Annotated in this window: 12 protein-coding genes; 4 read left to right on the top strand and 8 right to left on the bottom strand. The window is 62.9% G+C overall.

The features are described 5' to 3' along the window. Positions 1-717: 717 nt before the first annotated feature. A complete protein-coding gene (locus V3W46_RS12615) occupies positions 718-1032 on the bottom strand; it encodes a putative quinol monooxygenase (RefSeq protein ID WP_331783473.1) in 315 nt (104 codons plus the stop codon). A 155-nt stretch (positions 1033-1187) separates the two neighbouring features. Between V3W46_RS12615 and V3W46_RS12620 the strand changes: the two genes are divergently transcribed. From V3W46_RS12620 to V3W46_RS12630, 3 genes are read left to right on the top strand one after another with little or no spacing between them, the layout of a single operon-like run. Further along, a complete protein-coding gene (locus V3W46_RS12620; RefSeq protein ID WP_331783474.1) occupies positions 1188-2339 on the top strand; it encodes a GDSL-type esterase/lipase family protein in 1152 nt (383 codons plus the stop codon). Continuing rightward, positions 2336-2767: a MarR family winged helix-turn-helix transcriptional regulator gene (locus tag V3W46_RS12625; protein ID WP_331783475.1), complete on the top strand. Its 432-nt coding sequence runs from the start codon at positions 2336-2338 to the stop codon at positions 2765-2767. The genes V3W46_RS12620 and V3W46_RS12625 overlap by 4 nt, the downstream gene beginning before the upstream one ends. A 36-nt stretch (positions 2768-2803) precedes the next feature. After that, positions 2804-3631 (top strand): class I SAM-dependent methyltransferase, encoded by an 828-nt coding sequence (locus V3W46_RS12630; protein WP_331783476.1) that lies wholly within the window; start codon positions 2804-2806, stop codon positions 3629-3631. 9 nt (positions 3632-3640) lie between these two features. Here V3W46_RS12630 and V3W46_RS12635 read toward each other — a convergent pair whose 3' ends face one another. The 3 genes from V3W46_RS12635 to V3W46_RS12645 are packed head-to-tail and all read right to left on the bottom strand — an operon-like array spanning position 3641 to position 8627. After that, complete coding sequence (locus V3W46_RS12635) at positions 3641-4501, bottom strand: fumarylacetoacetate hydrolase family protein (protein ID WP_331783477.1); 861 nt, start codon at positions 4499-4501, stop codon at positions 3641-3643. Next, positions 4396-6486, bottom strand: coding sequence for a hydantoinase B/oxoprolinase family protein (locus tag V3W46_RS12640; RefSeq protein WP_331783478.1), 2091 nt, complete (start codon positions 6484-6486; stop codon positions 4396-4398). The genes V3W46_RS12635 and V3W46_RS12640 overlap by 106 nt, the downstream gene beginning before the upstream one ends. Next, entirely contained in the window at positions 6483-8627 is a 2145-nt protein-coding gene (locus V3W46_RS12645; protein ID WP_331783479.1) for a hydantoinase/oxoprolinase family protein, read from the bottom strand. The genes V3W46_RS12640 and V3W46_RS12645 overlap by 4 nt, the downstream gene beginning before the upstream one ends. 190 nt (positions 8628-8817) lie before the next feature. Between V3W46_RS12645 and V3W46_RS12650 the strand changes: the two genes are divergently transcribed. Next, positions 8818-10020: an amidase family protein gene (locus V3W46_RS12650; RefSeq protein WP_331783480.1), complete on the top strand. Its 1203-nt coding sequence runs from the start codon at positions 8818-8820 to the stop codon at positions 10018-10020. Here the strand turns inward: V3W46_RS12650 and V3W46_RS12655 are convergent. From V3W46_RS12655 to V3W46_RS12670, 4 genes are all read right to left on the bottom strand, one after another. Beyond that, complete coding sequence (locus tag V3W46_RS12655) at positions 10017-10763, bottom strand: alpha/beta hydrolase (protein WP_331783481.1); 747 nt, start codon at positions 10761-10763, stop codon at positions 10017-10019. The genes V3W46_RS12650 and V3W46_RS12655 overlap by 4 nt on opposite strands. 225 nt (positions 10764-10988) lie before the next feature. Next, positions 10989-11834 (bottom strand): class I SAM-dependent methyltransferase, encoded by an 846-nt coding sequence (locus V3W46_RS12660; RefSeq protein WP_331783482.1) that lies wholly within the window; start codon positions 11832-11834, stop codon positions 10989-10991. A 72-nt stretch (positions 11835-11906) separates the two neighbouring features. Further along, entirely contained in the window at positions 11907-13040 is a 1134-nt protein-coding gene (locus V3W46_RS12665) for a M24 family metallopeptidase (RefSeq protein ID WP_331783483.1), read from the bottom strand. Positions 13041-13051: 11 nt separating this feature from the next. Continuing rightward, entirely contained in the window at positions 13052-13717 is a 666-nt protein-coding gene (locus tag V3W46_RS12670; RefSeq protein WP_331783484.1) for a hypothetical protein, read from the bottom strand. Positions 13718-13866: the final 149 nt, after the last annotated feature.

The following is a 13866-nucleotide window of genomic DNA, read 5'->3' on the forward strand; positions in this document are numbered from 1 at the left end:
AACGTCACAACGGCCCAGTTTTAGACCGTCGCCGACAGCCAATCGAGCAGTTGGCGGGCGCCTGTGTTGCTGCAACACAGATAAATCCGCCCACGACGACGGCAAGCGCGGTCTGGCCGACAACGACCAGCGAGGAAAAAACTTCGGTTGTTTCTTGTGCAAGACATCCTCCGCGACGCTACTCCCCAGCAGCGCACCCCTACGGCCCAACCCAGGAAACTAGGGGCCAGGCATCTTGCGGCGCACGATCCTGCCCGACTTCCGTGTTGCGAAGTCCGGCCAGATCGTCAACGTCTCCTCGATCCTCGGCCTCACCACCCTCGCCGCTGGGGCTTGTATCCCGCCGGAAAGTACGCACTGGAAGGGCTCACCGGACCCGTTGCCCAAGGCATCCGCGAGTTCGGCGTGAAAGTGAACCTAATCGAGCCCGGCTGCATGCAGACCGACTCCCTCAAGCCGCAGTCGCTCGGCTGCGGCGATCATCTTCACCGCCGGAGACGGGGACGCGCCGTTACATCAGCTGCTCTGCTCCGATTCTCTCGCGATCGCCGCAGGCGCGTTTGAGACGCTCACCGGGGAAATCGCGGCGAGTCGCGCCCTGGCGACCACCACGTACATCCCGCAGTCCTGATCAATCCCGGGTGGTGGCAGCGACCGTCGCCACCCGGGTTGATGCGAGGAAAACCGCGAGCCGTGTCCGTTGCAGGCGTCAGCCCCTCAGCTCGAAGATTCGATCTTCACGTGTTCGCGCACGCCCCATTCCTCGACGTTCTCGGCGAGCAGGTCCATGACCTTCTGATGCCCGTCATCGAGCGCCGGATTCGAGTAGTGCCGATCGAACGACGCGTCGTCGCGGTAGAACTCGAATGCCCACAATGTGTCGGGGTCTTCGACGGACCGGGAAAGCACCCAGTCGACGGGGCCGTCTGGGTCTCCCGTGTAGTGAAGGTCATTGCATACCTGAAACAGCTCGTCGCCCTTCCCTGGCTTTGCCTTAAATCGCAATACGTACCCAGGCTGACTTTTCTGCATCTTTGTCTCCTTAGTTAGTGACTCTTCGTGAAGTGACGACCGTAGCCCTCAGCTTCGGGCCCGGTCATTACCTCAATCACTATACACTCAATCACTAAAGTGTTAGAGTTCTAATTAAGCAAGAAACAAGAGAATTTCCTCGAAAGGAGTTCGGTATGTCGATGACAAACTGGCAGGTGGGTTGGGTACGAGCTTTGGCCGACGTGCGAGCGTTCGATAGTTCCTCCACGAATGTCACGGTTCGTATGCGTGTTCTGCTGACCACGGCCGGAGATCGCTTTCGGATCGAACTCAGCAATGCGTTCGGCGAGACTCCCTTAGTCATCGGAGGCGCCGCGGTCTCGGTGACAAACACCAGCGCGCCGATATTGTTCGATGGCTCCGTAGCGGCGAATATTCCAGCGGGAGAAACCCGTTGGTCGGATGCGATCGAATTAGCGGTTCGCCGCGGTGATGAAGTCGTCGTAGATCTCTACTTGCCCGAGACGACGAGGCACGAGACCGGGAATTTCGCCCGCACGCCCCTCGAGCTTTCCGCGCCCGGCGAGCATGTCGGATCTCGCGTGTTCCCCGCTGTCGCCACACCGATGATCCCTGCGCCAGACGGCACAGAGATGGCGATTCCAGTGCCATTCCTCCGAGCGATCGCGACAGAAGGGCACAAGGCCGAAGCAGTTGTTGCATGCCTGGGAGACTCGATCACGGCGGGTGGATGGCCTGAAGAGGCGGCGAATTTGCTCGCCGGCGACCGCGATGTCGTGATGCTGAATCTGGGGATCGCGGGCAACCGGTTGCGCGTCGATCCTGGGCCTGAGACCGCATCATTCGGCCGCTCCGGGCTGAGCCGCTTCGACGACGACGTTCTGGCGATTGCTGGCGTGACCGATGTGGTGATCGCACTCGGCACCAACGATCTCGGCCTTCCAGGTTCTGTCACTCCGGCAGACGAACTGCCGACTGCGGCAGAGATCATCGATGCGTACTCGCTATTGATCGATCGAGCGGCTGCCGCGGGACTGCACGTTCTTGTCGCCACCATCACCCCGTTCATGGGCGCCGAGGGGCTCGATGCTGCGCGTGACCGTCTGCGCAACGAAGTTAACGAATGGATCCGTGTCTCAGCACCGGCAATGGTCGACTTCGACAAGGCGATCCGGTCACCGTCGTCACCCTCAGAGCTGGCCGACGAATTCGACTCGGGAGACCACCTGCATCCGAACGAGCTCGGTGAAGCCACACTCGGCGCCGCGATCGCGGCGGTTCTCCGCGCCAGAAGTGCACGCCCGATCGAGCGGGGGCCCCGATGAAACACCCGAACCCTGCGCGCAGCCGCACTTTTGTGCTGATGCGTCAGATCGTGCAGATTCAGGGCCGTGCGGGTGAGCAGTGGATTCGCGAACGCGACATCAGCCTGGAACAGGGTTTCATCCTCGGCTATCTGCTCGAGCATCCTGGGGCCATCCAACGAGATGTCGCCGCGGCGACACGACGCGGCGAAGCGAACGCGTCGAGCATGCTGCAGAAACTCGAAAAACGCGGTCTGGTTGAGCGACGCATCGAACCCGGAGACGATCGCAGCAAACGCGTGTTCGCGACGCCCGAGGGAGCCGCTCTGATCCAAGGGCTCGACTCAGCGATGGCCGGTGTCGACGACAGCTTGCTCGCACCGCTGAACGAGACAGAGCGCAGCACCCTTCAGACCCTGCTGGAGCGCATCGCCCAGCATGCCGAGTAACCACAGATCCTCATGAAGAATACAAAGGAGAACGCCATGTCCGAAGAAAACCCGACCTTGACCATGATCCGTAAGTTCGTCTCGATCGGCCGCGCCGAACTCCCCGGACGGCCCCACACCGTAGGCGGAGATCCCGATGCGCAGCGCGCACTGGTATTCGGTATGCAAGCGGTTGGCGACGACGGCACACCCATTGAGATCGGCGGAGCATTGCTCGACCTCCTCGCTCCGCGCGCACCGTACTTCGATCAGCTCGTGGTCGATGCCATCACGAGCGGCGTCACGCAGATTGTGAACATCGGTGTCGGCTTCGACGACCGCGCACTTCGCTTCCGCGATCCACATGTCACGTTCTTCGAGATCGATCTTGCGCACGTGATCGATGAAAAGCGTTCTCAGCTCGAGAAGGCTGGAGCCGATCAGACGGGGCTCGTGCTCGCCGCAGCCGATCTCCATATCGACGACATCGGCGAGGTTCTGAACCGAGCCGGCCACGACCGAAGCAAGCCTTCACTCTTTCTCGCGGAGCATCTCTTTCTCTTCCTCGAGCAGCTCGATGTCGAAATCCTGCTCACGGGGATGGCGGGCAGTGCCGCGCCAGGAAGCGTTCTGGCCGTGACTGCCGAGGTGCATCCGGAGGGCTTCGACAGCGCCGAGGTGCTATCGACGGCAGACCAGGTCATGTTCGGAGGCACTTCACCTCTGCACACGATTCTTTCGCGCGAGACCTGGCTCACCCTGTTCGCAGACAGCGGGTGGACAGTGAAAGATGTCGGCATTCTGACTGCCGTCGATCACTTCGCAGTTCCCGTCGACGGCCAGACCGCTCAGATCCAGACCCAATTTCTGACGGCAACGATCTAGCCCGCACCATCATCGGCAGATCACCGGGTTGCGCAGTGTGCCCAGCCCGGTGATCTGCACCTCGACGACGTCGCCCCCGTACATCTTGCCCACTCCGGCGGGAGTACCCGTGAGAATAACGTCTCCCGGGTAGAGGGTCATCGTTTTCGTGATGTGCACGACGATCTGCTCGGCGGTGAAAATGAGGCCCGCGGTTGTGCCATCTTGTCTCGACTCTCCGTTGACCGAGGTGCGAATACGAACAGAATCGGTATCGAGCTCAGTCTCCATCCATGGGCCGAGCGGGCAGAGCGTGTCTGAGCTCTTCGCCTCGAGCCACTGGGGCTCGGGAGACATCCACTCACTCACGGTCACGTCGTTCGCGCAGGTGTACCCGGCAATGTAGTTTTTCGCGTCATCGTGCTGCACTGCCGTAGCCAAACGAGAAATGATGACGGCCAGCTCGCCTTCGAACGACACCGATGACGCCCCCGTCGGGATTTCAATCGGCGCGTCGGGCCCGATGATCGAGTTGGGGTATTTGCCGAACAGAACGGGGAACGCTGGTTCGTCACTCTGGACATGACCGTCGGTGCGGTAGTTCCTTGCCGCACAGACGACTTTGGATGCCACTGTGGGTGCCAGAAGCGACACGTCGCTCAGCGCCCCGACCAGCTCTCCGCGCAGAGGCGAATCGTACGGATCACCCGTGAGCTCGAACACGAGGTCGTTCTCGACGATTCCCCAGCTAGGAGCGGAACGACCCGAAGTGAACCGGCAGATCCTCACGCGACACCCTCCCCTTTCGATGCCAGATGTTCGGCGGTATCTCCCTCCGTCGAGCCAGGCCGGTGCACGTCTACGCGGAATATGGCGGTGCACCCCGGGCACGACAGCACAGCTAAGCCGAAGCCTGCGCCATCCGACCACCGACTGACCGGAGAGGCGTGTGCGAACGACAGCGAACGACGAGCCGCGGTCGGCGTATCGAATCGAGTCGAGCAACGCCGGCATTGGTACTTGCCGTCGGTGAAATCGAAGAATGAGCCGCTGAGCGCGGATGTCTCCAGCTCACGGAGGGGCGAAAGCTCCTCCGCGCGGACGCCGACAGGCCCGTCCGGTCCGTTCGTGATCTGCACGCCGTAGCCCGTGAGAGCGTGTGCTGCCGTGACACGACCGGAGAGTACATCGTCGAGAATCGCCTGCACATCGCGCGCACGCGGATCCCCGAAGCCACCACCGCCCGACGCCTCACTCAGCCACACATCGCCCGGACCAAGGATGAGTCTCGCTTTGCCCGCTCCAACGAGTTCGTGCGCGCTACCCGCTTGCAGGGCATCCGCAAACCCGTCTCCCGCCAATATGCTCGGAACATCCACGCCGCTGAAGAAGACGTTGCTCTGCAGCCCACCCGGGAAACCTCCGTGTGCTCCTCGCGTAGCGGGCACGGCCCACGAGGTCGAGAATACCGTCACCTCGGCTTGCTCGACGGGCGGCCTCAGCGTGACAGCGAATTCCACGCCCATACCGCCGCGCCATTCGCCCGCACCGCCACTGTCGGGGAGTTCCCGTCGCCACAGCCAGAGCAGCGGCGAGAGGCTTTCGAGCCGCTCGACATTGGGTATGGCGAAGATCGGCGCAATGATGTTTCCGCCACTGTCGACTCCGTCGTGCCCGAATCGAGCGCCGCCCCCGCCGAGTCCGGAGAGCGACAGCACGAAGGGCGAGCCGTTTGCCAGCCGTCCGCTCGACACCCCCGAGTTCGCACCGGCGTAGCCGACCGCGATCACCTCGGCTCGACGCGAAGATACCCAGCCGTTCATCATGGCCAGAACCTGCCAGACAAGATCGCTCGTCGATTGACAGGCGTTGATGGTCGCCATACTGGTCGGTGCGGGATGGGTGGCATTGTTGATCGTGCCTGGCTCGCTGACGATCTCGAAGCACTCTGCAACAGCTCCATGCGACCACGGCAGGTCGATGCAGAACAGCGGCACGAGTACCTCCAAGATGCCGGCGACCAGGCCACTCCAGGCACAGTTGATCGGGCCAGGAGCTTGGGGGCTTGTTCCTGTGAAGTCGAGAACGAGCCGATCGGCATGCTTTCGAGCCGTCAGCTTTAGCTCGTAGATCGCTGGTGTCACTCCGTCGTGGTCGATGTAGGTCGACACCTGCCACTCCCCGTCTGGCATCACTGCGAGTTGCTCTCGCACTGTTGAACGCACGTCGTGAAGGATTCGTTCGAGCAGAGCGACATAGTCGTCGATGCCGATTTCTTCGATCACCTCGGAGATACGCACGCGAGCCAGCTCTTGGGCCCCGATCTTGGCATGGAGATTGATAGCCAGGGCCTCTGGTGTTCGCGAGTTGCGAAGGAACGCTGCCTCGATGTCTCGCTGCAGCACGCCTCGAAGCACGATGCGCTGCGGTGGGATCAATGGGGGCTCCTGGTAGGCATCCGTTGCGCCGACTGACCACGATCCGGGGGTGGGGCCGCCCACGTCGGGCTCGTGAAAGACGATTCCTGTCCACGACACCAGCGCCTCGCTGACGAAAACCGGAGCGACCACAGCGACGTCCATTGCATGCAAGGCGCCGGCGAACGGGTCGTTCGTGAGGAAGACATCGCCTGGTCCGATCGACTCGCCGAACGTCGATTTCACGCTCGCCACGACCAGGTCGAGCACCGTTGCCATTCTGATGACGCCCACGCCCGAGAACACTCCGCGCCCATGGCGGTCGAGAAGCCCGGTGTTGTAGTCGCCCGTCTCGTAGACCGCGGGGGTCGCTGCCATGCGGGCTGCAAGAACCCCGATCTCGTTGTTGATCTCCCAGAGCCGGTGTCGCATCACCTCGAATGTGACGTCATCGATCATCGCGTCGCCCCCTTCCGCTTGGACACGGCATCGGCGGCACGACTTCGGCCAGAGGCTCGGAGAGTAACGAGCCGGTTGGTGGAGCTGCCGAGCCAGCCCGGCGGTACGACGAGAGTCTCGCCCGGGCCGTGCACGATCGTCGGCCCCGTCACGGTCATGCCGTCAAGGAAATCACCTTCGCGCAGAATGCTCGTCTGCACCCAACCGGTGGCAGCGAAGTAAACCGGTCGCGTCTGCGTCACCTGAGTGTTCCCGTTTCGTGGCTTCGCCTCCTGCATCACCGAGTTCTCCTGATCCGCTGAAACCGAACCGATCACGCGCACGTAAGAGATCTCGATGGTCCCTGGTTCGTAGATGCTGTTCGGCCCGTACAACTGCCGGTACCGCGCGACGAACGCCGCCCGGAGTTCCGTGGTCAGCGACGCGCGGCTGAGATCGAGTGGAATGTCGATGGAGTGCGACTGCAATGCGAATCGCATGCCGACCGAGACTCGAAGGCTGACGCGGTCACTGGAGACATGCCGCGACAAGGTTTTCGTGACCTCCGCCGCGAGTTCTGACGAGCAATCACGCAAATCCCCAACGCGATCGTCGGTGAGCGGCAGTTTCGCGAGGAACGACGACTCCGCAGTCCAGCTCAGCGCCGTCTTCAGCATTCCGCGCGCCGAGAACGAGCCTGGATTCGGCATGATGTGCACGGTCTCGATGCCGATATTGTCGGCAATGGCAGGGCCGAAGAGCGGACCAGCTCCTCCATATACGGCGAGCGCAAACTCGCGAGGATCGACTCCGCGCTCCATCGTGACCCGGTGAAGCAGGTCGGCCATTTGGCTCTCTGCGATGCGCACAATCGAGGCCGCGACGTCGACGACACTGGGGCGCTCATCTGACGTGAGGGCCATCAGGGCCGCGCGCGCTGCCTCGAGATTGGGCACGATTCCGGCAGCCAGAGGAGCGGAAGGATCGAGGAAGCCGAGAACCAGGTAGGCGTCGGTGACCGTGGGCGCCGTTCCGCCGAGGCCGTAGCAAGCCGGGCCGGGCGATGCGCTCGCGCTCTGTGGGCCGACCCGCAGCACACCCCTCGCGTCAAGCCGCGCGATGCTGCCGCCGCCTGCCCCGACCGACTTGATGAGCACTTTCGGCAGCCGCAGCTCGTATTGATCGACGACCGGGTACGCGTCGTGCTCCACGACGCCCGAACTGACGACGCCGACGTCGAATGTCGTACCGCCGACATCCGAGCACAGCAGATTCCTACTGGTCAGGGTGTCCGAGAGGGCCGCGACTCCGAGCACACCCGCTGCCGGGCCAGAGTCGAGCGTCGCCAGAGGCCGGCGCTTCACGGTTTCGGCGTCGGCCAGCCCACCGTCGGCAAGTGTGTACACAATCGGAGCCGTCAGCTCGAATTCAGCCAACAGGAGTTCGAGGCGGCCGATGTACCGTGCCACCGCGGGCCCGACGTAGGCGTTGACGACGGTGGACGTCGTTCGTTCGTATTCGCCCAGAACCGGCGCAACTTCTGACGAGATCGATACGAACGCCTCCGGCATCACCTCGAGCGCGATGTCGCGCAACCGCTGCTCATGATCCGGGTTGCTTATCGACCAGAGCAGACTGATCGCAACGGATTGCACGCCCTGCGCAGCGAGTCGGGTGAGTTCTCGTCGAGCGTGTTCTTCGTCGAGGGATACGACGACCGTGCCGTCGACGTCGACGCGTTCCTTGACCCCGACGACATCACGCGGATGCACGATCGGACGAGGTTTGCTGTGCTGCGTGATGTGAGTGATCTCCGACTCGGATAACCCCGCCACGCGTTGTCGCCCACGGCCGATGCGAATGGCGTCTTCGTGACCGCGCGTGGTGAGCAGGGCGGTGCGTGCTCCCGTACGGGTGATCATGATGTTGGTAGCAACCGTCGAGCCATGCAGGAACGTCTGGCAGGCGGCGAGCAGACGACCCAAGGTCAGTCCCATGCTGTCAGCAACGGCACGCACGGAATCAAGTACTCCGCGCGAGGGGTCGTCAGGCGTCGTTCGAGCTTTGGCAGACCAGACCTGCCCGTCGGCCGACTCCACAACCGAGTCGGTGAAGGTCCCGCCGATATCGACTGCGATGCGATAGCGCCCTACGACCTCCATTGCGGCTTTCTGCGATCGTCTGAGATTCTCCAGGACGACGCCGCTCGGGCCTCGTCGCGCAATCGGTGATCCACCATCTACGTCCTTCGATTCGGTTCCGCCACACTGCGTCGCGATTGACAATGAGACTAGTCTCATTTGGTATGCAACACTATAAGCCACCCCTGCCTACAGTGAAGGATGCCCAGCCATGACCGGTACGCCCGAGCCTCACGTCGATCGAGTCGATCGAACGGTGTGGCGGATTGTCGGTTCGCCTCTTGTCGCAGGTGCCGCCGAGGGGACTCTCCGTGGCGAGACTGTGGCAGTGAAAGACTTCTATTCGATATCGGGGTTCGCGGTAGGCGCCGGCGTGCCACAGTACCTGGCCGAATCCGCGCCCGCCCTCGCGACAGCGCCGGCCGTAACAGCGTTGCTCGCCGCAGGCGCGTCGGTGACCGGAATCGCACACATGGACGAGTTTGCCTACAGTCTGGCGGGAACGAACTCTCACTACGGCACACCCCCGAATCCGGCGGTGCCTCACGCGATTCCGGGAGGTTCTTCGAGCGGCCCGGTGGCTGCCGTTGCGCTGGGACAAGCGTCCATCGGCCTCGGTACTGACACCGCAGGATCGGTTCGCGTGCCGGCGTCGTATCAAGGACTGTGGGGACTCCGAGGCACTCACGATGCCGTCTCGCTGCGCGACACCGTCGCCATGGCACCCTCTTTCGACGCCGCGGGGTGGCTGACGGCTGCCCCAGAAACGCTTCGGGCGGCCGCCAGCGCATCCGTCGATCTGCGCGCCCAGCGGCCCGCTCTGCGGGAGTTCGTGACTGCTCCCGCCATCACTGCGCATGCCGAACCCGCCGTGCGCGACGCGTTCGAGCAGCTCGCACATGGGGAAGCTGTCGAACTGGGTGATCCCGACGAACTGATGACAATTTTTCGAACCATACAAGCGGCGGAGGTCTGGCGAACGCACGGCAAGTGGATCACCCAACACCCAGGAGCCCTCGGGCCAGACATCGCTGCCCGATTCGCGTTCGCGGCGACGATCTCTGGCCGGCAAGAAGCTTCTGCGCGCAGTGCGCTCGAGGATGCACGGGCACGCATCGACGAGGTGCTCGGAGATCGAATTCTCCTTCTTCCGTCTGCGTCGTCTGCCGCACCATCGCTCAGAGCGACGGTCGAGCAGATCGAAGTGGTGCGGGCCGGCACCCTTCGGCTGACGTGCATCGCGGCGATCGGCGGCCGACCCGGGCTGAGCGTCCCGGCGCTGTCTGTCCGAGTTCCTGGCTCTGACGCCTTCGCCCCGGTCGGCCTCGGGCTGGTCGGCCCTCGGTACTCCGATCTGTCGCTCATCGACGCCGCGGAGGCGAGCTTCAGAGTTGTTGAGACACCGCGAAGCTAGACAACGCGGCTCAAAAAATCGAACATGAGCTCGTGTGCCTCGCGCATGCCTTCCAGCTCGGGGAATTTCATGAAGTCGTGCCCCATACCGGCGATCGTATGCAATTGAAACTCCACGTCCTCTTCGTGCAGCTTCCTCGCGAGATCGAGAGTTGCGGTCAGAGTGGCCCCCGCGGAGCCTGTGACCAACAGCAGTGGGGGCAGCTTCGCACCCCTCGCGATATGCAGCAGTGGGCTGACCCGCCGATCGGTCAAGACAGCCTTTCCGCCCTCGCCCGGATACCATTTGACCGAATTGCCGTTCGCCATGGCCGGTGCGCTGAGGTCGTACTCCCCTTCAGAACCGACGAATGCGCTGACTCGAGGCGCTCCCGGTCTGTCTTGCAGGTCGAGTAGCAGCCCGAGGGCCAACGCCGCGCCCAGAGAGTCGCCCCAGAGCACGATGCGTGACGGGTCGGCGTTCCAGTCGTGCGCGTTATCTCGAGCCCATTCGAGCGCGAATCGCATATCGTCGAATCCGGCCGGGAAAGGATGCTCGGGTGCCAGCCGAAAGTCGGGAGTGACCGTCACGTACCCGTGTGACGCGATGAACTGTGTGAGATACCGGTACTGCCGTGAGCTACCGGCAGTGAGGCCGGGGCCGTGCGTGATGACGAATACCGGAAACGGCCCGTCTCCCTTGGGAACCGCAATCGCGGCGTTGAGCCCGGATCGCAACTCGACTTCCGGATGGTAGGACTTCACTTCGGGAGGAGGTGCCGAACTCTCATTTCTCCACGAGTCCACCGTTTCGATACCCGATCGCCAGCGGTCAGGGGTCGATGGGCCGGCAGAGAGGTGCTCGAAGAGAGGCTTCCAATACTCCTCGTGAAGGAGTGCGGCGTAGGCCGCATCGTGTGAACTCGGCATATTCATCTCTCATGAGCATCGTTGATACGAGGGGATTGGATTCGGGCAACTGCCCGCCTATCAGACCGAGGCGGCGACCTCCTGGGTCTGAATCTGGTCGGTGTGGTTGATCGTGCGCACCACGTCAGGGTTGTCGACCCGCCAGCCAGCCTCGTCGAGTCGCGACAGCCATTCCGCGCGAGGAAGAATCGTCTTCAAGGGGGCGGTGCCTCCAAACAACGAGTTGCTCGACACGAGCACCTCTGCTGGGTCGAGTCCGTCGTTGCTGACTTCGATCGTGGCGACGAGTCTGCTGCCCGGCGCCGCTCGGCGAAAAAGGCCTTCGCAGAGACGGATGACCGCCGATTCAGTCAGAAAAACGTATAGGTGCTCACAGATGAACAGCGTCGGCTTCAGAGGGTCATGACCGAGGGCATCCAGCGCTTCCGAGATGCCGTCGACTTCGAAGTCGACTCCGGCCAGCGAATAACGCGCGGTGTCCGCGCCGATCCGTTCGAGGCGCTCCTTCTTGTCGATGACGACGTCCGGTACGTCGAGCTCGAAGTACGTCACGGCAGAATCGCGAAAGCGGAGTGCCCGATCGTCGTATCCCGCACCGCAGTTCACGACCTGAGTCAGTCCGCCGGCCAGCGCGTCGATCAGCTCCTGGTCGAAGAAGTCGCTCCGAAAGCTCATGAGCGGGCGCATCTGCTCCAGCGCTGCCGGGGCCATCGGAGAGCCGAACGGCTGCATGCCTTCGACCAGGGCACGCTGGGCATCCGCGTCTCCTTCCGGACTGTGCAGGCGGTCGAGGATCGAGCGGCCGAGAGCGACCACCTGCCTGACCTCAGGCACACCGAATGTGCCGAATCCGCGCCGCTCGGGTTCTTGCACGACTTCCTCTGTTCTGGTGGCTTCATTGCTCATTCGTACAGTGTACTAAACGTCGCCGTCGAGCCGCAATGAGCAGCTGACCGCATCCGTTCGAGCAACGTGCCCCTAGATTTCGATGATGTGTTCCGGCAGTCGATTGAGTCGTTCTGCGCCGTTTTCGTTCACGCAGAATGTGTCGCCCCGCAACACGAACGGGTAAGACGGGGTGGTGATCACCGGGTGGAAGACGAAGGTCGACCCGACCACAAGCGGGTAGGAGCTCGCACCGATGCGTGGTTCCTCGAGTTCAAGACCGAGCATGTGACCGAAGACCGGCCCCGATAGGCGCACGTCGAACTCGGACACGCAGTCGGCTACCTGCCGTGAGACTGCCTGCACGTCAATGCCGGGCTGTATATGCTCAGCACCGACGGCCCGTGAGGTCGTAGAGGCTTCGAACGCGTGAGCGAGTTCGTCGGTCGGGGCGCCGAGGCTGATAACGCTGACGAGCTGAGTGAAATAGCCATGCAAGCGCGGCGAGACCTCGAGAAGAACTGCGTCCCCCTGCTGCAATCGACGGTTCGACGGTATGCGATCGTACTCGACGCCGCGGTTGAGGTGCATCACCACGTCAAAACTCCCCACGCAACCCGCTAGGCGCAGCATGTGCTCGATATCTGCAAGGACCTCTATCTCGGTGCGGCCCACCGCGACGAAATCTCTGACATGTGCCCACACGTCGTCAGCGATGGCGGCACTCTGCCGGATGACCTCCAGCTCTTCTGCACTCTTGCCATTGCGCAGGAGCAGAAAGGCAGGCCCGACCTCGACGAACTCCACCCCGGGCAGCTGATCGCGCAGTGTTTCGATGGCACCGTGAGGGAACGTCGAAAGGTCGGCGACACCGAGGCGTCGCACATGTCGCGGCTTCAGCCAAGCCGCGGCCGCCTGCGGCAGCCCCGCATCGCGCAGCCCACCCGCGTTTATACTGGCGGCACTCACCACCGAGTCGAACCACGAACAGGCTTCCGCCCATTGCGCGGGTGGCCCACCGCGCGAGAACAGCGCGGCGTCGTCGGAGGTGAGCGCCACCAGGCTGTCGCCGGCCAACGGACCCTCGCTCGTCAACCAGCGATAGTGGCCCTGGCCGTCGTCTGCGGCGGCCGTGCCGCGAGCGACGATGGCGTCGAGCTTCTCGCTCTGCATCAGCTGTCGCGTGGCGCTCCACCGGCGCTCCTGCTCTGACTTCGTGAAGATCATGACTTCGGAACCTATCGCGCGGTCGAACGGTAGTCGGCCTGATTGAGAACCCACCCCTTGCTCAAGAAGTCGGTTCGCGGCGGTGCGAAGACGTCAACGAGAAGGTGTGACCCGCTGCCGACTGCGCGGGTGGTATGGATGTTGCGCGGCGGTATCACGGTCACCGACGGGCTGGCGACCTGAATGTGTTCGTCAGGGCGCCAGTCACGCAGCCGTTTCGTCCAGGGCACCCTGATGTGGTGGATGAAGTCGCCACCGAGCGTGAGAGAGACCTGCTCGAAGTCGTCGTGGTGATGGGGCGACAGTTCGTCGGTGTTCCGTGGCCCATCCTGCGGAGCGAACCAGTTGATCATCAACGAGTCCGTTTGATAGATGCGCCCCAGACGGCCCGCAATTTCCGGTACGTGTTCGACAGAGATGAAGCGAAGAGTCTCAGGACCAACGAAGTACGGCGCCGACGGTATCGGCGCGATCGCAGGGTCTGCAGTGGCGTAGGTCTCGGCGTTGACGGCCGTCATGACCACGTCGTTTCGGGCACTGATCACGCGAACGATAAATCCGGCGCGGCGAATGCGAATCGTCGTTTCGCCCGCAGGTGCAATGACGAGGGCCGGACCGACGGCCTGGCCCTCTTGGCCAGAATCATGAGAAATGTCGGCAACCGTGCCGTCGAGCACGAGTAGTGCGAACTCGTCGACGGTGGGAAGCTCATCCAGCACCTCGCCTTCGTCTGCCCAGGTGAGAATCACAAGGAAGTTCTGGGCCCGAACAGAGTGCGACCAGTGACGCTCGCTCGTTTGCGGCTGCGGCATTGCAGTCGATTCGA

It is taken from the genome of Subtercola sp. YIM 133946, from assembly GCF_036553535.1.
Taxonomy (GTDB): domain Bacteria; phylum Actinomycetota; class Actinomycetes; order Actinomycetales; family Microbacteriaceae; genus Subtercola.